A 22,892-nucleotide genomic window follows, 5' to 3' on the forward strand; every position below is an offset into this window, starting at 1 on the left:
TCAAGTGGAGACCGCGGGACTGCGGCGCCGCTCGGTTCTAGGCGAAGCGGGACGCGGGAGAAGTAGTCCATCCTGGATTCGAACCAGGGTCGTTGCCCCCAGAAGGCAACAGGATTGGCCACTACCCCAATGGACTCCGTACCAACCGATAGCCAGTACGTCTTTGTAAGCGTTGCGCGTTGCGGCCGCCGTGCGATCGGTTGACGGGACGGCTTCCCGGCGGGAGCGCGGTCGGGTGGGAAGCGAGAAGCCGCGTCGGGACCGAGCTCCTCCCGCCGGATCGCGTTCGTGGGCATATCGACGCGCTTTACAGGGCCGAATCCACACGACCCTGTATGTACGTCGGACGATTCGTCGTCGTCGCGCCCGGCATCGGCGGCTACCGCGTCTCCTCCCGCTCGTTCCCGAACCGTCGCGTCCGCGACCGCGGCGGGACGCTCACCGTCGGGCCGACGCCCGACGCGCCCGAGACCGACAACCCGTACGTCTCGTACAACTGCGCGCGGGCGGTCGAGACCCCGACCGGGGAGCCGCTCGCGGCCCTCGGCAACGGCTCGCACGTCGACCCGATCGCGGAGAAGCTGGCGCGCGGCTACCCCGCCCGCGACGCGCTCGCGTCGGCGCTGCTCGCGCTCGACTACGAGAAGGACGACTACGACACGCCCCGCGTCGCCGGCGTCGTCGGCGCCGACGCGGCGACTATCGGCACCGTCCGCCGCGACGCGCTGATCGTCGAGGCGGTCGAGGAGCCGACCGTCGTCGCCACCTACGAGACGGACTCGCCCGAGCCGTACGACCTGACGGCGACCGACGCGGCGTCGGTCGCGACCGAACTCCTCGGCGCCGACCTCGAACACCCGGTCTGCGCCGCGGGCGCGACCGTCGACGGCGACGGCGTCTCGCTCGCGTTCGACAACGGCGGCGACTGATCGTCCCCGCCCGAGAATATCGACCGCCGACCGCCTTTCCGCCTCCCGACGCCTTTTGCCTCCCCCGTCCGAGTGACGGGCATGGAGCCGATCACCGCCGCCGACTACCGCGACCTCGCGGTCCCGTCCGACCCCCGCGTCTCGCCGGACGGCGACCGCGTCGCCTTCGTGCGCCGACAGCCGAACGGCGACGACAGCTACGAGACCACGGTGTACCTCGTCGACGCCGCGGGCGAGGGCGAGCCCCGCCGCCTCACCATCTCGGAGGGATCGGACGCCGAGCCGCGCTGGAGCCCCTCCGGCGACCGGATCGCGTTCACCTCCACCCGCGGCGCCGACGACGACCGCCAGCAGCTGTGGGTCCTCCCGCTCGACGGGGGCGAGGCCCGCCGCGTCACCGACGCCGTCGGCGGCGTCTCGCAGATCGCGTGGTCGCCCGACGGCGAGCGGATCGCGTTCGTCCAGTCCGTGACCGCCGACGACCGCGAGGCCGACCGCGACCTCGCGGTGCCGGACGACTACGAGCCCGAGGAACACCCCGACCCGCGCGTCATCGACCGGACGGTGTACCGGGCCGCGGAGCGCTACTTCGACGGCCGACGCCCCGGCGTGTACGTCGTCGACGCCGACGCCTCGGTGGGCGGCGTCACCGACCCGGACCCGGCCGACTCGGGCGCCGTCGAGCGCGTCACCGACCGCGACGCCGACTTCGCGGCGCCGTCGTGGGGCGACGCCGACACGCTGTACTACACCGAGGCGGTCGGCGACGACCCCGACGACTCCGTCGAGATCGCGATCCGCGCCCACGACCTCGCGAGCGGCGAGTCCGAGGTAGTCCACACGACGACCGGCTGGGGCGCCGACCTCGCGGCGACCGACGACGGCCGCGTCGCCTTCACGCACGCGGAGCCGGAGCAGGTCTCGATGCAGCCGACCGACCTCCGCGTCCTCGACGCCGAGTCGGGTGCCGTCACCGACCTCACCGGCGGCATCGACCGCGGGCTCGCCCGCGACGCGGCGCCGCAGTGGGGCCCGGACGACGAGACGCTGTACTTCGCTACGCCCGACGAGGGGAAGACGGCGCTGTGGCACGTCCCCGCCGACGGGAGCGCCGAGCCCGAGCGCCTGCTCCGGCCCGGCACCGTGTCGGGCGCGACGGTCGGCGGCGACGCGGGCGCCGGCTCCGAGTCGGTGACCGTCGCCTACGCCGCCAGCGAGTGGGACCACCCCGGCGACGCGTTCGCGTACGACGCCGCCGCGGACGAGACGACGCGGCTGACGGAGCTGAACGCCGACTGCCTCGCCGAGCGGGCGGTCGGCGAGCCGGAGGAGGTCCGCTTCGAGTCCGACGGTGTCGAGATCCAGGGGTGGCTGCTGACGCCGCCCGAGCCCGCCGACGCCGACGAGCCGTACCCGCTCGCGGTCGAGATCCACGGGGGGCCGCACGCGATGTGGTCGACCTCGGGGACGATGTGGCACGAGTTCCAGACGCTCGCCGCCCGCGGCTACGCCGTCTTCTGGTCGAACCCGCGCGGCTCGACCGGCTACGGCGAGGAATTCATGCAAGCGATCGAGCGCGACTGGGGCGCGGTCACCCTCGACGACGTGATGGCGGGCGTCGAGACGGTCGCCGATCGCCCCGAGATCGACGCCTCGAACGCCTTCGTCACCGGCGGCTCCTTCGGCGGGTTCATGGCCTCGTGGGCGGTCGGGCAGACCGACTACTTCAGCGCGGCCGTCGCCCAGCGCGGCGTCTACGACCTCACCGGCTTCTACGGCTCGACCGACGCCGCCTACAAGCTCGTCGAGGGCGACTTCGACACGGTGCCCTCCGAGGAGCCGCAGTGGCTCTGGGAGCAGTCGCCGACCGGCCACGCCGACGCGGTCGACACGCCCACGCTCCTGATCCACTCCGAGGACGACACGCGGACCCCGATCTGTACGGCGGAGCTGTACCACCGGATCCTCCGCAAGAACGGCGTCGACACGCGGTTCGTCAGGTACCCCCGCGAGGGCCACGAGCTCTCGCGGTCGGGCGAGCCGGCGCACGTCGTCGACCGCATCGAGCGGATCGCCCGCTGGTTCGACGGCTACTCCGAGCACCACGACGCCGAGCGCGCCCTCGACCGCCCCGAGGACGACGGGCTGAGCGCCGGCGGGGACGGCGAGGAGAACGGGGACGAATCGTAACCGGGGCGCGCCCGCGGCGCCCGGTCAGCGCTCGTCGGGGTCGAACGCGTCGATGGCGTCGTGAACGTCGGCGACCCACTCGTCGAGCGCGTCGTGGAGGCGGCGCTTCGCCTCCGGGACCGGGATCGCGGTGTACTGGTAGACGTAGCCGCCGGAGTCGAGCAGCCGGCGGCGGCGCTCGACGAGCCCCTTCTCGCGTAAGGTCGACAGCGACCGGTTCACGTTCGACCGGTCGCGGTCGAGCGCGTCGGCGAGCTCCGAGACGGTGCTGCCCGGGTACTCCAACAGCGCGAGGTACGCGCGGCTCTCGTGGTCGCGCACGCCGAAGACGCAGGAGAGGACGTGTTCGAACGACGGAGAGGTGTCGCCGACGAGGTCCTCGATCTCGGGGTCGCTCATGTCCCTCGTTCCGCGCGGGGCGGTGTTAAAGCTCCGTCATCGCTGCGCGGCGCGGTCACTCCTCGGCCGCGTAGCCCATCTGATCGATACAGCCCCGCATCCCGGACTCGTCCGCGTGCCGGTGGAGGTTCGTCGGCGTGTCGCAGTGGTACGTCTCCCCGTCGTACCGCAGCGCGACCTCGTGGTTGGCGCCGGCGACCTCCACGTCGACGAGGATCCGCCGGCCGTCGTTGAGCGCGTCGATGAGTTCGTCGGCGGACAGCTCGCCCGCCTCGACTCGGAGTACCTCGCTCATGGGCGTGATTCGGCGGTCGGCGAGTTAAAGGCGACCGATCACGTTGTCGTCGAGTCCGGGCCGCCCTCCTCGGCGGGCGGCTCGACGCCCTCGGCGGCCGCGACGTCCTCGGTCCGCTTCTCCGCCTCGACGTGCCAGCGGTCGATCTCGGCCTCGTACTCGTCGAGGACCCCGGACACCTCGTCTTTCAGCTCGTCGTCGTTGACGTTCACCTCGAAGACGAACGTCTCGCCGTCCTCGGCGCGGGCGACCTCCTGGATGTTGGCGCTGACGAGCTCGTTGTCGAAGTAGTACGGCGCCATCTGGGTCATCACGTTGCGGTAGACGGCGTCCTCGACCTTCCGGAGCGCCTTCCGGCTGGCGGAGTCGGCCGCGCGGGCGACGTGTTCGATCGACTCGCCCCAGCTCTCGCGGGCGCTCTCCGTGTCGTTCTCTTCGACCTTCTCGTAAGACTCCGTGAGCTTCTCGCCGGCCGTCTGGAGGTCGTCGCCCGGCGACTGCCCCGCGCGCTCGCCTTCCCCCTCGTCGACGGACGCCTGCGCCGCGGTCTTCTCCGAGACGTCTTCGTCGATCCGCTCGTGGGTCTTGGGACGCCACTCGTCGAACTCGTAGTAGGCGTCGCCGTCGACGCCGACCTCTCGGAGCGCGAGGGCGATCCGCTCGCCGTGTTCGACGACGTCGCCCCAGTCGCCGCGCACTTTGAAGCCGGAGATGCTCTCTTCCATCGGTTGCCACCGTTACGGAACGGACGCGTATAAGTCTCTCCGAACTGACGGGACCCACAGCTCCCGGCTCGGCGACCGGGCGCGGCGACGCTACTCGCCGTACGCGACCCGGCGCGCGAACGCGTCCAGCCGCTCCTTGAGGTCGCCGAGGTACCCCGCGGGCGAGACGCGTCGGATCGCCGACTCGTCGACCTCGATCCGGTCGCCCCGGAACGGGTCGCGGTCGGCCCGCTCCTCCGGCGACTGGTCCTTCGCGACCGCCCCCACGACGGTCGACATCGAGCAGCGCCCGCACGCCTCCGCCTCGATCGGCTCGTCGGCGTCCGTCCGGTCGGCCTCGTCTGTCATGGTCGTTCACCGTGCGATACGGTGTCGCGGGTCTTAAATCCGCGGCTCACCGCCGAACGACGCGGGTCCGCGCCCGCCGCCGATTCCCTGTAGACCGACCGCCGCCCCCGCTACCGTCGCGGACCGATCACCGCCCGCAACCCGCCGACCGAACCGCCCCTCGTCCGCTACCGCCGCCGACGCCCTTTTCATCCCCTCCGTGGAATGCGTTCGCATGGGATATCGCGTCGTGGACGTCGACGCCGTCGAACCGGAGCCGGACCGCCCCTGCGAGTGCCGAAAGCTGTCCGACCCCGGAGAGCTCGACGACGCGGCGATCAACCGGTTCCGGGCGGCGCCCGGCGAGCAGCTGCCGCTCGCGTACCACTACCACGAGACCCAACAGGAGGCGTTCTACGTCCTCGACGGGACGCTCGCGGTCGAGACGCCGGACGAGACCTACGAGGTCCCGGCCGACGACCTGTTCGTCGTCGACCCCGAGAGCCCGCAGCGCGCGTACAACCCGGCCGACGCCGACGACCCGGTGACGGTGCTGGCGATCGGCGCCCCGCCGGCCTCGGGCGACGCCGTCGCCTACGACCCCGACGACGATGAGTGAGAACGCGGCGCCGGGCGAGGCCCCCCGTCGCGACCCCGAGGAGCTGCCGGCGGAGATCCGCGAGGCGGTCCCCGACTACGACGACGAGTACCTCGACCGCGTCTCCGACCGGCTGATGTACAGCTACGACCTCGACCGCGACGTCGTCGTCGACGGCGAGCGGTTCGACATGACCGCGGAGATGCGGGTGCGCAACCAGAAGCAGTTCCTCCACCCCGCGCTGAGCTACGCGGACCACGACATGCGGGAGTTCGTCTTCGCCCGCCGGGTGGCGACGCCGAGCGTCGACGAGGCGGAGCGGCTCGTCGAGTTCGCTCACGGCGTCGCCGACGAGCGGGTGGACGCCCACGAGGAGCACTACGGCACCGACGTCACCGTCGTCCTCGTCGCCGACCGGATCCCCGACGACGTCGCCGAGTTCGTCGACGGGTTCCGCGACCGCACCCTCCTGAAGTTCGGGTACTACGGCCACTACGAGGTGAACCTCGTCGTCGTCGCGCCCGACCGGGAGGCGCTCGTCGCCAGCGAGAACGCCGACACCGCCGCCGCGTTCCGCCTGTGGGAGCGGGTCGACTCGCCGGACGAGGGGTTCTTCTCGCGGTTCGCCAAGCGCTTCTGGCGCTGAGGCGCCGGCCGAGCGACGCCGCCGCTCCGCGTTCGGGTCGTCGTGCGGCAAAAAATCGGTTCTGCGCCGAAAGGGACCGCGCCGCTGGTCAGTCGTCGCTCGGTTCGGCCGCGGGTTCGCTCCCGCCCCGCACGCTCGTGATGTTGCCGTAGCCGATGCGCACGAGCGACAGCGCGAGGTAGATGAGCACGAACGCGAGGCCCATCTGGACCACCGCCGATATCTGTCCGCTGAGCGCGGTGACGTTCCCGAGGATGAGCTTCTGGTAGAGGTTGTCCCACAGCGCCACCCACGACAGCCCGAGGACGGTGATCGTCACCATGATCGTCATCGGAACGCCGGTGGAGGCGAGCTGCTTGGACTCGTCCCAGTTGGCGAGCCAGACGGTCGCCGCGAGCAGCGCCAGCGCGGCGAGCAGCTGGTTCGCGCCGCCGAACAGCGCCCACAGCGTCACCCACTCGCCGGAGATGACGAGCAGGTACGCGACGAGCGACTGGACGACGGGGTTGGTGTACCGCCCCTTCGCGAAGCTGCCGAGGTCGGTCGAGAAGCCCGTGGTCGTCCCGCTCCCACGGGTTCCGATGATCTCCTCCATCATGTACCGACCGAGCCGCGCCGCGGTGTCGGTCGAGGTGAGGAGGAAGCTCACCAGCACGAGCGCCATGAACGGCGCGCCGAAGCTCTGCGGGATCCCGAGGCTGGTGAGGATGATCCCGCCGCCGGTCGCGAAGTTCGGCAGCGCGCCGCCGATGCCGCCGCCGGCGGCCGCCGAGGTGGCGCCGGCCACCGCGAGCGTCGAGATGGCGACGGAGGCGAGCAGCCCCTCACCGAGCATGCCGCCGTAGCCGATGAGGCGGGCGTCGCTCTCCTTGTTCAGCTGCTTGGCCGTCGTCCCCGACGACACCAGCGAGTGGAACCCGCTGATCGTCCCGCAGGCGATGGTCACGAACAGCAGGGGGAACAGCGGCGTGATCCCTCTGGTGTCGATCGCGAGTTCGCTGCCGAAGAAGCCCATGTACGCCCCGATCGAGGGGTCGATCGTCAGCGGCTGCGCGGAGGTGCCGAGCAGCGTGCCGACGATGATCGCCAGGAGCGCCCCGCCGACGCCCGAGTACAGCAGGAACGACGACAGGTAGTCGCGCGGCTGGAGCAGCACCCACACCGGGAGCGCGCTCGCGAGCGACGCGTAGATGAGGATGACCGGCACCCACGCGGCGACGTTCGGCTGGAGGATGGCGTCGGCGCTCACCACGGCGCCCGGCAGCCAGGCGCCGTTCCCGAGGAACTCGAAGAGCACGATGGTCCCCGCGGGGTAGGCGCCGGTCTCGACCGCCGGGAACAGCGCGAGCGGGTACTGGATCCCGAGCCAGACGCCCGCGAACACGCCGGCGACGAACACGACCGTCCCCGGCAGGAACGGGCCGTCGAGCTGGTAGAGGTAGACGCCGAACGCGAACGCGAGCCCGATGTACACGAGGCTCGCGGTCGCGGCCGACGGGAACGCGTTCAACACGATCCCGACGACCAGCGCGAACACCGCCACCACGAGGATGATGGTGAGGAACGCGAACCACAGCAGCATGTTCTTGCCGCGCTCCCCGACGTACTCCCCGATGATGTACCCGATCGACTTCCCCTCGTGTCGCATCGAGCCCGACAGCGAGATGAAGTCGTGGACCGCGCCCATCAGCGGGTTGCCGATGGCGACCCACAGAAGCGCCGGGACCCATCCCCAGATGGCCCCGGCGGTGATCGGGCCGACGATCGGCGCACCGCCCGCGATGCTTGAGAAGTGATGCCCCAGTAGCACCGGCTTCTTCGCCGGTACGTACTCCTGGCCGTCCTCGTACTTGTGTGCCGGCGTCTCCCGGTCGTCGTCGAGTTCGACGAACCGAGAGAGGTACCGCGAGTACCCCATGTATCCCACGGTGAACGTACTGAGCACGGCGACGACGATCCAAATTACACTTGTCATAAGTTCCCTGCCTCGTGGTATCGGTTCACTATGTCAAACTTAAACGTTACTTTCGTTCATGATGGTCAGCGACAATATCTGCCGGTCGCGCTCGCCTCGCCGCGGGGATTCGATTTATTTCTCCAGTTAATCGATAAAATCCGACCAGTCGTCGCCCCGATCGACCTCGCGCGCGGATCTCCGGGCGGCGGTGCGGTCCGGCGGAACTCGGCCGCCGCGCCGCGAGTCAGGGCTCCACGTCCAGCGACGCGGCCACGTCGGCGAGCACGTCGCCGCGGACCTCCGTCGTGCGCGACTCGATCTCGGCGACGAGCGGCGGGTCGAACCCCTCGCGAACCTGCGCGAGGCGGTCGCGTTCGGTCTCGACCTTCTCGCGGAGGTAGCGTGCCCCCCGCCCCGTCTCGTCCTCCTCGGGCGACGGCGTGAGCTTGTTCGCTACGAGGCCCCGGACGCGCAGGTCGCGGTCGGTGAACCCCTCGATCGCCCGCGCCGTCTCGTTGACCGAGAGCTGGTCGGGGTTTAACACGAGGAAGAAGGCGGCCTCGTTACGCATCGTCTCGCCGGCGTACTCGAAGAACTCCTTGCGCTGTTGGAGCCGCTCGATCACGGGGTCGCCCTCCAGCAGGCGCCGCGGCTCCATGTCGCCGACCGCGGCCTTCTCGAACAGGTCGATCGACTGCTTGCGCTTGTACAGCAGCCGGTCGATCCAGTCGCCGAGGAAGTCGGGAAGTCCGAGCAGCCGAAGCGTCGACCCGGTCGGGGCGGTGTCGAAGATGACCCGGTCGTACGGCTCGCTCTCCGTGCGCATCACGTCGACGAACGCGTCGAACAGCGCCGACTCGTACGCGCCGGGCGTCCCGTGGGACATCTCCAGCTGGCGGTTGATCTCCGAGACCATCGCCGCCGACACCTGCTCCGAGAGCGACTCGCGGATCTCGTCTAAGTGCCGCTGCATCTCGTCTTCGGGGTCTATCTCCATCGCGTCGAGCCCGTCGACGCCCGCGACCGACTCCGGCTCGTCGCCGAACCGCTGGTCGAACACGTCCGACACCGAGTGGGCCGGGTCGGTGGAGACGACGAGCGTCCGGAGGCCCTCGCGGGCGCAGCGGTGGGCGTACGCGCACGAGACGGTGGTCTTCCCGACCCCGCCTTTGCCGCCGAAGAAGACGAACTGCTCCATCAGTCGCGGAGTGAGCGTCGGTCCGTCATCAGAAGTGGTACTGCTGGCCCTTGCGCTCGATGAGGCTCTCGCGGTCCCACAGCCGCCGCTCCCACGCCTCGAACTCGTCTTCGAGGTACGGGAGCAGCTCGGCGGTGTAGTACGACACCGGCGACGGGATCCCGAAGGCGTCGGGGAAACACGCCAGCATGAACTCGTCTTCGGTGTCCTCGGCCTCCTTCTCGATCTTCTCGTAGGCCGGGTGCGTGATCATCCCGTGATACAGGCCTCGGGCCCACTCCTCGAGGACCGCCCGGAACCGTTCGATCCGATCGGCTACTGTCATCGTCTGTCATGACACCCCTCGCGTGCTAAAAGCTGTCGCGGTCGGGGCGGCGAGGCTCGGATCCGGAGCGGGGCCCCCGTCGCGTCGGGCGTCAGGCGGCGTTTCCGTCCGGGAGCTCGCTCGCCGCCTCGTCGGACTCGCCGTCCTCGGCGTCGTCCAGTTCCGGTCGGTCGTCGTCGCCGGGGCTCGGACTGTGGATGTCGCTGTCGAGCGCTCCCCAGACGAGGTACAGCATCGCGGCGACCATCAGCACCGTCATCGTGATGCTGACCAGCGAGACGGTAGCGGCGGACAGGACCATGTCCCGAGTTCGACGACCACCGCCTATCAACGTATCGGCTCGGAACGCGCTCGGCTCGCCCCCGATCCGGCGGACGCCGCCGGGGGCTTGAAGAGCGTCGTGGCCGATCCGGTCGTATGGACGACCGCATTCCGGTGACCGTGCTCTCGGGGGGACTCGGCGCGGGCAAGACGACGCTGTTGAACCACCTGCTCCGGAACGCCGGCGAGCGCGACGTCGCGGTCCTCGTCAACGACATGGGCGACGTGAACGTCGACGCGGACCTGATCGCCGAGGAGTCCGAGGTCGGCGTCGAGGGCGTCACGGAGCTGTCGAACGGCTGTATCTGCTGCGAGCTCCAGGACGACCTCGAGAGCGCCGTGGTGCGGCTCGCCAACGAGCGCTCCTTCGACGCCCTCGTCGTGGAGTCGTCGGGCATCTCCGAGCCGGCGCCCGTCGCGCGGCTGTTCACGACCGAGTCGCGCGCGGCGGCCCGGTACCGCGTCGACGCGCTGGTGACCGTGATCGACACCCGCCAGTTCCTCGACGCGTTTGCCGGCGACGAGGCGCCCGAGCGCCGCGTCGACCCGGACGCCGGCGGCGAGGACGCCGACCGGCCGCTCTCCGACCTCCTCGTCGAGCAGGTCGAGGTGTCGAACCTCGTGGTGTGTAACAAGGCGGACCTCTGTACCGAGGCGGAGCTCGACGAGGCGGTCGACCTCGTCGGGGCGCTCCAGCCGGACGCCGAGACGGTCGTCACGGAGTTCTCCGCGGTCGACCCGGACCGGATCCTCGACGTCGGGCTGTTCGACGAGCGCGCGCTCGGCGACCTCCCCGGCTGGAAGCGCGCGCTGGCAGAGGCCGACTCGGACGATGGCGGCCACGGCCACGGCGAGACCGACGAGCACGGTCACGACGACGACGGCCACGACCACCGCCACCCCGACGAGGTGTACGGCGTCACCTCCTTCACCTACCGCCGCCGGCGCCCGTTCCACCCCGACCGGATCGCCGCCGTCCTCCGGGACCTCCCGGCGGGCGTGGTCCGCTCGAAGGGGACGCTGTGGGTCGCGGGCACCGACCAGCGCCAGCAGGTCGGGCAGGCGGGGCGCTCGGTCCGCGTCACCGCGCTCGGCCCGTGGATCGCCAGCGTCCCGGCGGTCGAGCGGGACATGCTCCGCGCGAACCGCCCCGACCTCGACTGGGACGACGAGCGCGGCGACCGCCGGACGGAGTACGTCGTCATCGGCACCGAGTTCGACGCGGACGCCCTCGTCTCGCGGTTCGACGACGCGCTGCTGACCGACGCCGAACTCGCGGAGCTCGGCGACCCAGGCGTCGGCGACGACCCGGCCGCGGTCGACCCCGCGCCCTTCCCCGCCGAACAGGGTGACGAGGTCGCGCTCCGGGAGCCGTAGAATCGGTCGGAACCGAGGTCGGCCCGCCGCTCAGCAGGCGCAGCCGCTCCCGGTCGCGCGCTCGAAGCGCATCGCGTCGCCGCAGTCGGGACAGGTCGGCGTCCCCTCGGCGTCGCGGTCGAGCCCCTCGTCGTCCACGTCGACGTCGCGGACGCGGACGCCGCAGTCGTCGCACCAGTACGCCCCCTCGGAGCCGTCGTCGCCCGCGGTGCTGGGCGCCCGCTGCGTCGAGCCCGCGAGCGCGTCGGTCACCGTGTCGAAGATTCCCATGCGCTAACTATCCGCATCGATCGTCTTAGTCTCCCGGTGTCGTGCGTTCGGGTCGCACAGCCGCCTCGCGGTCCCGAACCGCCCCGCTCGGCCCCGCCGCCCCGTCACAAAAGCGGCAGCGTGAGCGCGAGGAACGCGACGCCCAGCCCGACCCCGGCGTACAGCAGCCGCTCGAACCGCTGTCCGGAGGGGAGCGGTCCGGCGTCGACCGGCGGCGCCGACCGGACCAGCTGCCGGTGCGCGACCAGCGCGACCGCGGCGAACCCGACCGCCGAGGCCGCGAGCGCGAGGGGGAGCGACAGCCCGTAGGCGAGCCCGTACAGCGGCCCGAACGAGAAGACGAGCGTGAACGCGAGCCCGGTCGTCACGAGGAACGGGACCGGGTCTATCGGCTCGCCGCGGCGGTTGCGGGGGCGGGGCGCTACGACCATGGCCGCCGTACGTCCCGGACGGACAAGAGCTAAGTGGCGCACACCCGCCAGTCGGCGTATGAGCGCCGAGGAGAGCGTCGACGGGGGAGACGACGAGGAGAGCCCCGGGATCCGCGAGGGGGTCGAGCGCTCCTCGGGGGACCCGAAGGTGTTGCTCGCGATGAACGCCGTGCTCTCGGCGTGGTTCGCGTGGATGGTCGTCTGGGGGCTCGACTTCCTCGGCGCGGCGACGCTGTCGGCGCGCAACGTCGCGACGCTGGCGCTGATCCTCTTCGCCGTGACGTACGTCGCCGTGCTCCGGTAGCGGTCGGCCGGTGCGGCCGGCGGCTCTCGGCGTCGACCGTCACCCGTCGAGCGGCCGACACGCCACGTTTTAAGACCGTTCCGGCCGCGGTTCCGACCAATGACGATCGAAGACCGCGACGACGCGTACCTCATCACGCACGCGCTGGCGACGGACACCCTCTCGCGGCTGCGCGACGTGGAGACGGAGCAGGTCGCGTTCCGCAAGGGGCTGGTGAAGCTCGGCCGCATCTGCGGCTACGAGATCATCGACGGCGCGATGGAGACCGAGTACGTCCCCGTCGAGACCCCGCTGGAGGAGACCACGGGCGAGCGCGTGAAGGGCCTCGACGACGTGGTGATCATCAACGTCCTCCGGGCCGCGACCCCGTTCGTCGAGGGGCTCCTGAAGGCGTTCCCCCGCGCGAAGCAGGGCGTCATCTCCGCCGGCCGCGACGAGGAGGCCGGGATGACCGACGGCGAGTTCCCGATCACCGTCGACTACGTGAAGCTCCCCGAGATCCGGCCGGACGACACCGTCATCGTCGCGGACCCGATGCTCGCGACGGGCTCGACGATGGTCGCCGTCCTCGACCACGTCCTCGACGAGGCGGACGACTTCGAGGACCTGTTCGTGCTGTCGGCGGTCTCCGCGCCCGCCGGCCTCGTCCGCGTGAGCGAGGCCGTCCCCGAGGCGGACCTCCTGACGGTCGCCATCGACGACCGCCTCGACGACGACGGGTTCATCGTCCCCGGCCTCGGCGACGCCGGCGACCGGGCGTTCCGCACGGTGTGAGGCCCGCGGCGGGCGCGTCGCCGCCGCGAGCCCCCGCTCCCGTCGACGTACTTTTAAGAGCCGCCGCCGCGACCGGTACGACATGAGCGACGCGCCGACGACCGAGCCCTGCGACGCCTGCGGCGACCCCACCACGGACGCGCTCGCGCGCACCGTCCGGCTGAGCGTCGACCGGGCGAACATCGACACCCAGCGGCTCTGCCCCGACTGCTTCGCCGACTGGATCCAGCGCTACCAGGACCGCCTCGGCTCCGGCGGCGACGAGGGCGACGACACCTCCGAGATCATCGTCGACTGAGCCCCGCGGCGGTCGCCCCGAGCCGGACGGCCGAACACCTTCGCTCCGGCCGGCAACGTCCGTTCCGACCGGCCGGCTTAAGCGTCGGCGGGACGGACCCCGTGGTAATGGATCTCGCCATCGACGCCCCGGCCCCGGCGGCGCCCGACTGCGCCGCCGACGGGACGTGGCTCGCGTGTATCGACTGCGACGAGACGTTCGCCCCCTTCGAGGACGTCCGGTACACCTGCGACGAGTGCGACGGCCTGCTCGAAGTGCGGTACGACGACCCGCCGACGTTCGACGAGTTCGGGTCGGGCGCGTCGACCGACGGCCCCGAGCGCGGCGTCTGGCGCTACCGCGAGGCGCTCCCCTTCGACCTCGGCGTCACGCTCCCCGAGGGCGACACCCCCCTCCACCGCGTCCCGCGCATCGAGGAGGCGGTGGGCGTCGACGCGCTCCGGATCAAACACGAGGGGATGAACCCCACGGGCTCGTTCAAGGACCGCGGGATGACGGTCGGCGTCCGCGTCGCGAAGGAGCTGGGCGTCGGCGCGCTCGCCTGTGCGTCCACCGGCAACACCTCGGCCGCGCTCGCCGCGTACGGCGGTCGCGGCGACATGCAGACGCTCGTCCTCCTCCCCGCGGGGAAGGTCGCGGCCGGGAAGGTGGCGCAGGCGAGCCTCCACGGCGCGCGCATCCTGGAGGTCGACGGCAACTTCGACGCCTGCCTCGACATCGTCCAGGCGCTGGCCGCCCGCGGCGAGGCGTACCTGCTCAACTCGCTGAACCCGTTCCGCCTGGAGGGACAGAAGACGATCGGCTTCGAGATCTTAGAGGAGTTCTACGCCGACTACGGCGCCTTCCCGGACCGGATCGTCCTCCCCGTCGGCAACGCGGGCAACACCTCGGCGCTGTACAAGGGGTTCCGCGAGCTCGTCCAGGCGGGCGCGCTCGACGTCGACGAGGTCCCCAAGCTCACCGGCGTCCAGGCGGAGGGAGCTGCCCCGATGGTCGAGGCGATCGAGGAGGGGAACGACGAGATCCGGCGCTGGGAGGAGGTCGAGACGCGCGCGACCGCGATCCGCATCGGCAACCCGGTCAACGCGCCGAAGGCGATCCCGGGGATCCGCAACACCGGCGGCACCGCGGTCGCCGTCAGCGACCCGGAGATCACCGCCGCCCAGCGTCACCTCGCCGCCGAGGGGGTCGGCGTCGAACCGGCCTCCGCGGCGAGCCTCGCGGGCCTCAAGAAGCTCCGCCGCTCGGGCGTCGTCGGCGACGACGAGCGGGTCGTCTGCCTCACCACCGGGCACCTCCTGAAGGACCCCGACGCCGCCTACGAGGCCGGCGGCGAGCCCGAACCCGTCCCGAACGACGTCGACGCCGTCGTCGAGCACCTCGGCGACTGAGTCCCCCGCGACGACCCCCGCCCTCGCCGACCTCTCGGCGCCCCGCCGCTCGGACGTACGGCCGACACGGTTTGTATTAAATATTGGGCAGCGGTACAACAAACGAATTGGTAGACGTTTCGATGACGGCGCCGGTCGCCGCGCTCGCGGCGGCCGTGGCGGCCGGCGCCGCCGCGGTCGCGTTCGACCACCGCGACGAGCCCGGCGGCCTCGCCGCGACGGCGTTCATGTGCGCCATCGCGTGGTGGTCCGCGGCGCTGTTCGGCGAGGCCGTCGCGTCGACGGAGGCGGGGAAGCTGTTCTGGCTCAACGTCCAGTACCCCGCGACCGCCGTCACGCCGGTCGCGGCCGTCGCGTTCGTCGCCTCCTACCTCGGGTACGACGCGTGGGTCTCGCGGCGCCGGATCCTCGCGCTGGCCGCCCCGCTCGCCGCGCTGACGCTGCTGAGCTGGACGAACGACTACCACGGACTGGTCCGGACCGGGACCGACCTCGCCGCGTACGGCTCCGAGACGGTGCTGGTCCGGGAGCTCGGCCCGGCGTGGTGGGTGGGGTGGCTCTACTCGCAGGTGCTGCTCGTCGCGACGTTCGCCACGCTGGCGTACGGCGTGTACGACTCGGCGCCCGCGTTCCGCGTCTCCGCGGGGCTGCTGCTCGTCGGCGCCGGGGCGCCGTGGGCCGCGCAGTTCGTCGTCCTCGGCGGCGGCCCCGCGTTCCGGCCCGAGCTCCTCTTCGTGCTCACGGGCGTCGCGTTCACCGTCGCGGTCCGGCGGGGCCGGACGCTCGGCGTGACGCCGGTCGCCCGGCGGGTGACCCTGGAGGCCGTCCCGGACCCGATCGTCGTCGTCGACCGGAGCGGCCGGATCGCGGACACGAACCCGGCGGCGCGCGCGTGGCTCGGCGACGATGTCGCGGTCGGCGCCGCGGTCGCGGACGCGCTGGCGAGCGCCCCCAAGGTCCGCGCCGCGTACCGCCGCGGAGAAGCCCCCGACGAGCCGCTCTCCGTCGAGGTCGACGGGGAGACGCGGTTCGTCTCGCTGTCGGCCGTCCCGCTCCCGACGCTCGGCAACCGGTCGCAGGGGACGGTGCTCCTGTTGCGCGACGTGACCGACTCGGAGCGAAACCGGCGTGACCTCGAAGTGGCGAACGACCGGCTCCAGACCCTGACGCACGCGCTGGCGCACGACCTGAAGAACCCGCTGTCGGTCGCGGACGGGTTCACCGACCTCGCGACCGCGGGCGACGAGGCGGCGATCGAGCGCGTCGAGGGCGCCCACGACCGGATGTTCGAGATCGTCGACGAGACGCTCGCCGCGGTCGACCACCCGGACCCCGACGCGGACGCCGAGCCGTTCTCGTTCGCGGCGCTGGCCGAGGACGCGTGGCGGACCGCGGAGACGGGGACCGCGACGCTGACGGTCGCGGGCGACGGGTCGTACGCCGCGGACGAGGCCGCGGTCCGGAGCGTCTTGGAGAACCTCTTCCGGAACGCGGCGGTCCACGCCGGCACCGACCCGACCGTGACCGCCGTCGCGCTCGACGGAGGCTTCGCGGTCGTCGACGACGGCCCCGGGATCCCCCCGGCGGAGCGCGACCGCGTCTTCGAGCGCGGCTACACGACCGCGGACGACGGCACCGGGATCGGGCTCGCGTCCGTCGCGACGCTCGCGGCGTCGCACGGCTGGACCGTCGTCGCCGGGCGGGGCCGGGGCGAGGCGGACGCCGCGCTCGACGGGGAGACGGCGGCCGTCGGCGACGGCGCGGCGTTCGTCGTCCGGTTCGGCGCCCGGCCGGTCGAGGAGGTCGCGGCGCCGGTCGTCGCCGACCCGGACGACCTCGTCGCGCCGTCCGAGGCGCTCGCGGCGGAGGAGTGAGCGGCTCGGCCGCGCCGGTTCCCGCTCGCCGGCGCGTCGGTCTGCTCGGTTCTACTCGTCGGCGCGCTCGTCGGCGCCGTCCAGCGTGATCTCGGTGATCTCCACGACGCGGTCGTCCGCCAGCAGCTCCTCGATCGCGGCGTCGGGGACCGCCGAGTCGAGGTTGTAGACGGTGAGCGCCTCGCCGCCCTGGGTCTCGCGGCCGTTGAACATCCCGGCGATGTTCACGCCGTGGTCGCCGAGGACGGTGCCGATGAGCCCGATGACGCCGGGCTCGTCGGTGTTGCGCGCGACGAGCATGTGGCCGTACGGGACGGCGTCGACCCGGAACCCGTCGATCCGGACGATGCGGGCGTCCTCGCCCGCGAACAGCGTTCCCTCGACCGCGATCTCGTCGTCGCCGTTGCGCACGGTGACGCGGACGAGGCTCTGGAAGTCGTCCGTCTGTCGCGTCTTCGACTCCGTCACCTCGATACCGCGCTCCTCGGCGAGCCGCGGCGCGTTCACCGCGTTCACCTGCCACTCGAGCGGCTCGAAGACGCCCTTCAGCGCGCTCGCGGTGACGAGGTCCACGTCCTCCGCGGCGATGTCGCCCTCGTAGGTGGCCTCGACCTCGGTGATCCGGCCGTCGAGCAGCTGGGCGGCGACCTTCCCGGCGGTCTCGGCCACGTCGATGTACGGCTCGATCCGGGGGAAGGCGCTCTCGTCGACGGAGGGCGCGTTGAGCGCGGTCAGCACGGGCTCGTCGTCGAACGCCGCCAGCACCGCCTCCGCGGTGTCGACCGCGACGTTCTCCTGGGCGGCCTCCGTCGAGGCGCCGAGGTGGGGCGTCAAGACGATCTCCTCGACGTCGAGCAGCGGCGAGTCCTCGGGGAGCGGCTCCTCCGCGAAGGAGTCGAGCGCGGCGCCCGCGAGGACGCCGTCGTCGACCGCCGCGGCGAGCGCGTCCTCGTCGACGATGCCGCCGCGCGCGCAGTTGATGAGGTAGCCGCCCTCCAGCTGGGCCAGCTCGGCCTCCCCGATCATCCCTTCGGTCTCCGGGAGGAGGGGGGTGTGGATCGTCGCGAAGTCGCCCGCGGCGAGCGCGTCGTGGAGGTCCTCGACGAGTTCGGCGCCCATCCGGTCGGCGCGCTCCTCGGATATGTACGGGTCGTAGACGACCAGGTCCATCCCGAGCGAGTCGAGGCGCTTTGCGACCTCCTGACCGACCCGACCGAGGCCGACGATGGTGAGCGTCTTGTTGTTCACCTCGGTGCCGAGGAACTCGCCTTTCGCCCACTCGCCGCCGACGAGGCGGCCGTGCGCCTGCGGGATCGAGCGCGCGACGGCGAACGTCATCGCGACGGTGTGCTCGGCGGCGGCGCGGACGTTGCCCTCGGGCGCGTTCGCGACGATGACGCCGTGGTCGGTGGCGGCCTCGATGTCGATGTTGTCGACCCCGATGCCGGCGCGGCCGACGATGACGAGGTCGCTCGCGGCCTCGAAGACGGCCTCGCTCACGTCCGTCCCGGACCGGACGATCAGCGCGTTGGCGTCGGCGACGGCGTCGAGCAGCTCGTCGCCCTCGGCCTCGTAGTCGGTGACGACCTCGTGGCCGGCGTCTCTGAGTCGGTCCAACCCCGCGTCCGCGATGGGGTCGGTCACGAGTACCTTCATGTCGAAACGCACCCGCGGCGCGGGGTTAACGCTTTCCGAATCGCGCCGTTTTGCCGCCCGGTCGGATCCGCGTACGTGGACATCGACCCCTACGTTTCCGGTGGAGAATACGCGTTCGTGGGTACCGATCGCGTCGGTACTCCCTTTTATACCCGCCCGCATGAGACCGTATGGACCTCACGATCGCGTTCGTCGGCGTCGGCGCCATCCTCGTGTTGACCGCCGTGAGCGCCTTCTTCTCCAGTTCCGAGCTCGCGGTGTTCTCCGTCCCCACCCACCGGATCGAATCGCTCGTCGCGACGGACGCCCCGGGCGCCCGGGCGCTGTCGGCGCTGCGCGACGACTCGCACCGCTTCCTCGTCACGGCGCTGGTGAGCAACAACGTCGCCAACATCGCGGCCGCGTCGGTCGCGACCGCGGTGTTCGTCCGGTTCGGCTTCTCCGGCGGCGAGGCCGCCACGGGGTCGACGCTCGTGACCTCGGTGTTCGTCATCGTCTTCGGCGAGATCGCGCCGAAGTCGTACGCGGTCGCGAACGCAGAGAAGCACGCGCTCCGCGTCTCGCGGATCGTCGTCGCGATCCAGCGCGTGCTCCGACCGGTGCTGTACGTGTTCGAGGCGCTGTCGGGCGTCGTCAACCGGGTCACGGGCGGCGAGTCGGACATCGAGTCGTACCTCACCCGCGAGGAGATCGCGACGCTCGTGCGCTCCGGCGAGGCCGCGGGCGCGCTCGACCCCGACGAGGGCGCGATGATCCGCGGCGTCCTCGATCTGGAGACCACGACCGTCGCCGCGGTGATGGTCCCCCGCACCGACGTGGTCTCGCTCCCGCGGACGGCGACCCCGTCGGACGCGCTCTCGACGGCCGCGAGCGAGGGCGTCACCCGGATGCCCGTCTACGGCGAGAACCGCGACGACGTGGTCGGCGTCGTCGACGTGCGCGACGCGATCCGCGCCGACGCGGCGGGCGCCGACCTCGCGAGCGCGCTCAGCGAGCCGGCGTTCGTCCCCGAGACGAAGCCCCTCGACGAGCTGTTCGCGGAGATGCGCGCCAGCGAGGCGCGGATGGTGATCGTCGTCGACGAGCACGGCGCGGTCGTCGGGATCGCGACGCTGGAGGACCTCTTCGAGGAGGTCGTCGGCGAGCTGGTCGGGCGGTGGGAGACCGACGCCGTCGCCGTCGTCGCGCCCGACGCGGCGGTCGTCCGCGGCTGGACGACCGTCTCGCACCTCAACGAGACGCTCGGGCTCGCGCTCCCCGCGGACGCGGGCGCCGAGACCGTCGCGGGGCTCGTCACCCGACAGCTCGGGCGGCTGCCCCGGGAGGGCGACCGCGTCGCCGTCGGCGCCGTCACGCTCGCCGTCACCGGGGCGACCGCGACGCGGGTCACGCGCATCCGGGTGGAACACGCGGACGAGAACGGGTTCGCGCAGGATGCGCCCGACGGCGGCGCGGCCGAGACGGCGTGACCGTCGCCGCGTCAGCCCACGCGGCAACCGCGCACACGTAACCCAACATACATGAGTCTCCGACGGGTCTCGGGTGGTAGTTTCCGATCATGGTGAGCCGCTGGGCGTGTGGCCGATGCGGGTTCGTCGCGTGGACGCGGGAGCGGTCGGCGATGGCCGAGGTGACGGGATCGCACCTGCTCGCGCACCACTCCGACGCGCTCTCGAAGTCCGACTTCCGCGTGAGCTGGAACTGCCCGTACTGCGCCACGGCCAAGACCGCTTACGACACCGACGAGGCCGTCGCCGAGTTCAAGTCGCACCTCCACGACCACGTGGTTGACCGGATCGAAGACGGGGTTCACGTGGCGGACCGGATCGGCTGGGACGGCGTCGTCCGGGTCGACGCGGCGGCGACCGACGACGAGGCCGACGCGCTCCGGGCGCACTTCCACGACGCGGCCGGGATCGCGGTGGCCGTGACTCCCACGCCGGAGCGGCTGGTCCGCGCGCTCGACGAGCGGCTCGACTCGTGGCCCCGCCGGACGGTGATCGTCTCGACCGGCGAGTACGACTTCGAGGCGACGCCCGACGTCGACTTCGAGGGCGTCGACATCGAGATCGTCGAGCTCGACCCGCGGCTCTCGCCCGACGAGGTCGGCGAGACCGTCTCGCGCATCCTCGACGCCAACCACGAGCCCGGCGAGCGCGTGTCGCTCGAGGTGAGCGTCTTCCACCAGATCGTCGCCGCCTTCGACGTCGAGCGCGCGGTCGAGTTCGTCCGGATGCTCGCCGCGCGCCTCGCCGACGCCGGCGGGGTGTTACAGCTGTACGTCGACGCCGACGCGGACCGCAACGTCGCCACCGTCCTGAACCTCCTCGACGAGACGATCGACCTGACCGTCGCCGTCGACGACGGGCGGTTCGTCCGGCGGCCCTGACCGCCGGCGGCGGCCGCCGACCGGCCGCCGTCTGCCGCGCGGTTCTACTCCTCGTAGCGCTCCGTGTAGTCCGCGGGCCAGCGGACGTACACGTACTCGACGTGGCGGTCCGCCGCCGTCTCGACGACCGACCGCTTGAACCGCCGCAGCACGGCGCGTGCGCGTTCCCTGGCGGCCTCGGAAGCGCTCCCGTCGCTCGCGAGCGCCCGGAGCTCGCGCTCCACGTCGAGGCCGAGCGGCGGTTCGGCGGGGCCCTCGGGACGCCCCGCGTCGGCCGCGTCCACCGAGACGACCCGGGGCAGGTACGCGGCGGCGAGGTCCGCCACCAGGCGGTCGCGGTGGTCGAGCGCGTCGATCAGCCACTCGACCGCGGCCGACCGGTCGGCAGCGGCCGGGTCCGCGGCCTCGAGGAGTTCGCAGTACAGCCACGCCGCGTGCCGGCGCGCGTCCGCCCCGACGCGGTCCGGCGGCCCTCCGCCCGTCCGCCCGCCTTCTCCCGCTCGGTCGGCCGCGGTCCGCTCCGCGGCGACCGCGCGAAACGACGCGAGCAGCCCGTCGGCCTCGAAGGGGCGCTCGCTCAGGAGCCGGTCGCGGATGTCGCCCGCGGGTACGGCGCCCGCCTCGGCGATCACGGCGGCGATCGACGCCGCGGCCGCCCGGCGCACCCGCTCCGAGGGGTCCCGCAGCGACCCGAGCAGCACGCCGGCGGCGTCGCGCCGGTCGAGGTCCGCAAACCCGTCGACGACGGCGAGCCGGAGCCGCTCGCTCCCGCGCCGCGCGGCGCGCGCCAGCAGCTCGACCGCGTCGTCGGTGTCCATCGCGACGAGGGCGTCCACCGCGGCGCCGCGCACGAGCTCGTTCGGTTCGGTCACCAGCGGCCGGACCGCCTCGACCGCCTCGCCGCCCGCCCGGGCGTACCCGCTCACGGCCCGGGCGCGGACCCGCGCGTCGTCGTCGTCGAACGCCTCGCGGAGCCGCGGCGCGGCGTCCTCGCCCCCCGCGGCGGCCAGCCCCGTCGCGGCGACCATGCGGTACGCGGCCCGGTCGCGGTCCAGCCAGCGGGAGAAGGCGGCGACCGCGCCCGCCTCGCGCCCCTCGCCGTCCGCGTCGCCCGCGGCCCCGCGCTCGGCGATCCGCCTCGCCACTCGGTCGACGTGGTCGTCGCCGTGGAAGTACAGCGACTCGATCGCCGCGGCGCGGACGGCGTCGTCGGGGTCGTCGAGGGCGGTCTCGAACAGGGCGTCGACGATCCGCCCCTCGTCCGCGCTCATCGACGCCGAGGGGTTCCCGAGCGCCTCGGCCGCCTCCCGCCGCGCGGCCGCGTCGAATCGCCGCGGATTGAGCCGCGTCACCGCGGCCGGCCCGCCGTCGTCGCGGCGGTCTCGCCCGGCGCCGCCGCTGTCCTCCGCCCCGGAGCGCTCCCCCGTTCGCGACGCGTCGTCCATCTACGAACAGTTCCCCGAACCGGTACGTTAAACGTACGCCCGCGGCTATCACCAGTGAGAATCCGCGGCCGGGCCGCGAGCAGTCCGCGTCAGCCGAGCTCGAACTCCCGGACGACGCGGTACTCCGGGCCGGACGCGGTCAGCCTCGACTCCACCAGCCGGATCTCGCCGACCGAGAACGACCCGATCGCAGGGCCGTCCGCGTCGAGCGCGTCGCGGACCGCGTCGGCGCCGGCCGCGCTTTCCACCCTCGCCAGCGTGACGTGCGGCGTGAAGTCGTGATCGGCCGGGTCGACCCCGAGCGCGGTCGCCTCCGCTTCGAGCGCCTCGTGGAGCGCGGCGAGGGCGCCGCCGCCGCGCTCGACCCCGGCCCAGGCGACGGAGACGTACTCCCGGTTCGGGAAGACGCCGGGGCCGGCGACCTCGACCTCGAACGGGGCGACGCCCGCGCGGTCGACGGCGCGCTCGCCGGCCGCGATCACGTCGTCGAGCGGGGGGTCGCCCCCGCCGTCGCGGCCGCCGATTTCGCCGAGGAACTTCAGCGTCACGTGCGCCTGCTCGGGGTCGACCGGGTTGACGCCGGGCGCGTCGGCGAACGGGGCCTGCGCGTCCGCGACGGCGGGCGCGAGGGCGTCCGGGAGGTCGACGGCGAAGAACGCGCGCATCTCGGTCGAGGGATCGGCCGAGGGACGGATACGGCTTGGGGCCGGGCCGGCGAGCGACACGTAAATACTCCCGTATCAGTCCGGCACCAGTCCCACCAGCGGCGCGGT

The 22,892-nt window shown here is 72.3% G+C and carries 25 protein-coding genes; 12 read left to right on the forward strand and 13 right to left on the reverse strand.

Features of this window, described 5'->3' with window-relative positions:
• Positions 1–335 precede the first annotated feature (335 nt).
• Together HPS36_RS06905 and HPS36_RS06910 are read left to right on the forward strand one after the other, a co-directional pair.
• Entirely contained in the window at positions 336–929 is a 594-nt protein-coding gene (locus tag HPS36_RS06905; protein ID WP_173229358.1) for an IMP cyclohydrolase, read from the forward strand.
• 81 nt (positions 930–1,010) lie between these two features.
• Positions 1,011–3,119, forward strand: coding sequence for a S9 family peptidase (locus HPS36_RS06910; RefSeq protein ID WP_173229360.1), 2,109 nt, complete (start codon positions 1,011–1,013; stop codon positions 3,117–3,119).
• 24 nt (positions 3,120–3,143) lie between these two features.
• On the opposite strand, the gene HPS36_RS06915 is transcribed toward HPS36_RS06910, so the two are convergent.
• The 4 genes from HPS36_RS06915 to HPS36_RS06930 form a co-directional block, all read right to left on the reverse strand.
• A complete protein-coding gene (locus HPS36_RS06915; protein ID WP_121563359.1) occupies positions 3,144–3,518 on the reverse strand; it encodes a helix-turn-helix domain-containing protein in 375 nt (124 codons plus the stop codon).
• A 55-nt stretch (positions 3,519–3,573) separates the two neighbouring features.
• Entirely contained in the window at positions 3,574–3,813 is a 240-nt protein-coding gene (locus HPS36_RS06920; RefSeq protein ID WP_121563358.1) for a hypothetical protein, read from the reverse strand.
• 38 nt (positions 3,814–3,851) lie between these two features.
• Positions 3,852–4,538, reverse strand: a complete 687-nt coding sequence (locus tag HPS36_RS06925) for a DUF5828 family protein (RefSeq protein ID WP_173229362.1) — start codon at positions 4,536–4,538, stop codon at positions 3,852–3,854.
• 90 nt (positions 4,539–4,628) lie between these two features.
• On the reverse strand, positions 4,629–4,886 hold the full coding sequence (locus HPS36_RS06930; RefSeq protein ID WP_137716783.1) for a hypothetical protein: 258 nt from the start codon (positions 4,884–4,886) through the stop codon (positions 4,629–4,631).
• 214 nt (positions 4,887–5,100) lie between these two features.
• Between HPS36_RS06930 and HPS36_RS06935 the strand changes: the two genes are divergently transcribed.
• Both HPS36_RS06935 and HPS36_RS06940 read left to right on the forward strand, forming a co-directional pair.
• Positions 5,101–5,484 carry a cupin domain-containing protein gene (locus tag HPS36_RS06935; RefSeq protein ID WP_173229364.1) on the forward strand — a complete coding sequence of 128 codons (384 nt, stop codon included), beginning with the start codon at positions 5,101–5,103 and terminating at the stop codon, positions 5,482–5,484.
• The gene (locus HPS36_RS06940) at positions 5,477–6,109 is read left to right on the forward strand and encodes a hypothetical protein (protein ID WP_173229366.1); all 633 of its coding nucleotides are present in this window, start codon (positions 5,477–5,479) and stop codon (positions 6,107–6,109) included. Before HPS36_RS06935 ends, HPS36_RS06940 begins: the two co-directional genes overlap by 8 nt.
• Positions 6,110–6,197: 88 nt before the next feature.
• Here the strand turns inward: HPS36_RS06940 and HPS36_RS06945 are convergent, their stop codons facing one another.
• The 4 genes from HPS36_RS06945 to HPS36_RS06960 all read right to left on the reverse strand — a co-directional run bounded on the left by HPS36_RS06945 (position 6,198) and on the right by HPS36_RS06960 (position 9,890).
• Complete coding sequence (locus HPS36_RS06945; protein ID WP_173229368.1) at positions 6,198–8,084, reverse strand: carbon starvation CstA family protein; 1,887 nt, start codon at positions 8,082–8,084, stop codon at positions 6,198–6,200.
• 226 nt (positions 8,085–8,310) lie between these two features.
• Positions 8,311–9,264: an ArsA family ATPase gene (locus tag HPS36_RS06950; RefSeq protein WP_173229370.1), complete on the reverse strand. Its 954-nt coding sequence runs from the start codon at positions 9,262–9,264 to the stop codon at positions 8,311–8,313.
• A 28-nt stretch (positions 9,265–9,292) separates the two neighbouring features.
• Positions 9,293–9,589 (reverse strand): hypothetical protein, encoded by a 297-nt coding sequence (locus HPS36_RS06955; protein ID WP_137716787.1) that lies wholly within the window; start codon positions 9,587–9,589, stop codon positions 9,293–9,295.
• Between the two features lie 91 nt (positions 9,590–9,680).
• Complete coding sequence (locus HPS36_RS06960; RefSeq protein ID WP_137716788.1) at positions 9,681–9,890, reverse strand: hypothetical protein; 210 nt, start codon at positions 9,888–9,890, stop codon at positions 9,681–9,683.
• 116 nt (positions 9,891–10,006) lie between these two features.
• Between HPS36_RS06960 and HPS36_RS06965 the strand changes: the two genes are divergently transcribed.
• Positions 10,007–11,287, forward strand: coding sequence for a CobW family GTP-binding protein (locus tag HPS36_RS06965; RefSeq protein WP_173229373.1), 1,281 nt, complete (start codon positions 10,007–10,009; stop codon positions 11,285–11,287).
• 30 nt (positions 11,288–11,317) lie between these two features.
• On the opposite strand, the gene HPS36_RS06970 is transcribed toward HPS36_RS06965, so the two are convergent.
• Together HPS36_RS06970 and HPS36_RS06975 are read right to left on the reverse strand one after the other, a co-directional pair.
• Complete coding sequence (locus tag HPS36_RS06970; RefSeq protein ID WP_121563350.1) at positions 11,318–11,557, reverse strand: hypothetical protein; 240 nt, start codon at positions 11,555–11,557, stop codon at positions 11,318–11,320.
• 104 nt (positions 11,558–11,661) lie between these two features.
• Positions 11,662–11,988: a hypothetical protein gene (locus HPS36_RS06975; RefSeq protein ID WP_173229374.1), complete on the reverse strand. Its 327-nt coding sequence runs from the start codon at positions 11,986–11,988 to the stop codon at positions 11,662–11,664.
• 58 nt (positions 11,989–12,046) lie between these two features.
• On the opposite strand from HPS36_RS06975, the gene HPS36_RS06980 reads away from it, so the two are divergent.
• The 5 genes from HPS36_RS06980 to HPS36_RS16990 all read left to right on the forward strand — a co-directional run bounded on the left by HPS36_RS06980 (position 12,047) and on the right by HPS36_RS16990 (position 16,629).
• Positions 12,047–12,292 carry a hypothetical protein gene (locus tag HPS36_RS06980; protein ID WP_173229376.1) on the forward strand — a complete coding sequence of 82 codons (246 nt, stop codon included), beginning with the start codon at positions 12,047–12,049 and terminating at the stop codon, positions 12,290–12,292.
• Positions 12,293–12,391: 99 nt separating this feature from the next.
• Complete coding sequence (gene upp, locus HPS36_RS06985) at positions 12,392–13,066, forward strand: uracil phosphoribosyltransferase (RefSeq protein WP_173229378.1); 675 nt, start codon at positions 12,392–12,394, stop codon at positions 13,064–13,066.
• 82 nt (positions 13,067–13,148) lie between these two features.
• Complete coding sequence (locus HPS36_RS06990) at positions 13,149–13,364, forward strand: DUF7569 family protein (RefSeq protein WP_121563346.1); 216 nt, start codon at positions 13,149–13,151, stop codon at positions 13,362–13,364.
• A gap of 107 nt (positions 13,365–13,471) precedes the next feature.
• Positions 13,472–14,755: a threonine synthase gene (thrC, locus tag HPS36_RS06995; RefSeq protein ID WP_121563345.1), complete on the forward strand. Its 1,284-nt coding sequence runs from the start codon at positions 13,472–13,474 to the stop codon at positions 14,753–14,755.
• 122 nt (positions 14,756–14,877) lie between these two features.
• A complete protein-coding gene (locus HPS36_RS16990) occupies positions 14,878–16,629 on the forward strand; it encodes a sensor histidine kinase (RefSeq protein WP_268898305.1) in 1,752 nt (583 codons plus the stop codon).
• Between the two features lie 51 nt (positions 16,630–16,680).
• Here HPS36_RS16990 and serA read toward each other — a convergent pair whose 3' ends face one another.
• Complete coding sequence (serA, locus tag HPS36_RS07005) at positions 16,681–18,285, reverse strand: phosphoglycerate dehydrogenase (RefSeq protein ID WP_173229382.1); 1,605 nt, start codon at positions 18,283–18,285, stop codon at positions 16,681–16,683.
• 170 nt (positions 18,286–18,455) lie between these two features.
• Here serA and HPS36_RS07010 point away from each other — a divergent pair, with 170 nt between their 5' ends.
• Together HPS36_RS07010 and HPS36_RS07015 are read left to right on the forward strand one after the other, a co-directional pair.
• Complete coding sequence (locus HPS36_RS07010; protein ID WP_173229384.1) at positions 18,456–19,754, forward strand: hemolysin family protein; 1,299 nt, start codon at positions 18,456–18,458, stop codon at positions 19,752–19,754.
• A gap of 89 nt (positions 19,755–19,843) precedes the next feature.
• Complete coding sequence (locus HPS36_RS07015; RefSeq protein WP_173229386.1) at positions 19,844–20,674, forward strand: DUF7504 family protein; 831 nt, start codon at positions 19,844–19,846, stop codon at positions 20,672–20,674.
• 44 nt (positions 20,675–20,718) lie between these two features.
• Here HPS36_RS07015 and HPS36_RS07020 read toward each other — a convergent pair whose 3' ends face one another.
• Positions 20,719–22,119, reverse strand: coding sequence for a HEAT repeat domain-containing protein (locus HPS36_RS07020; RefSeq protein WP_173229388.1), 1,401 nt, complete (start codon positions 22,117–22,119; stop codon positions 20,719–20,721).
• Positions 22,120–22,208: 89 nt separating this feature from the next.
• Complete coding sequence (gene thpR, locus HPS36_RS07025) at positions 22,209–22,784, reverse strand: RNA 2',3'-cyclic phosphodiesterase (protein WP_173229390.1); 576 nt, start codon at positions 22,782–22,784, stop codon at positions 22,209–22,211.
• Between the last annotated feature and the right edge of the window lie 108 nt (positions 22,785–22,892).

The organism is Halorubrum salinarum (assembly GCF_013267195.1).
GTDB lineage: Archaea > Halobacteriota > Halobacteria > Halobacteriales > Haloferacaceae > Halorubrum > Halorubrum salinarum.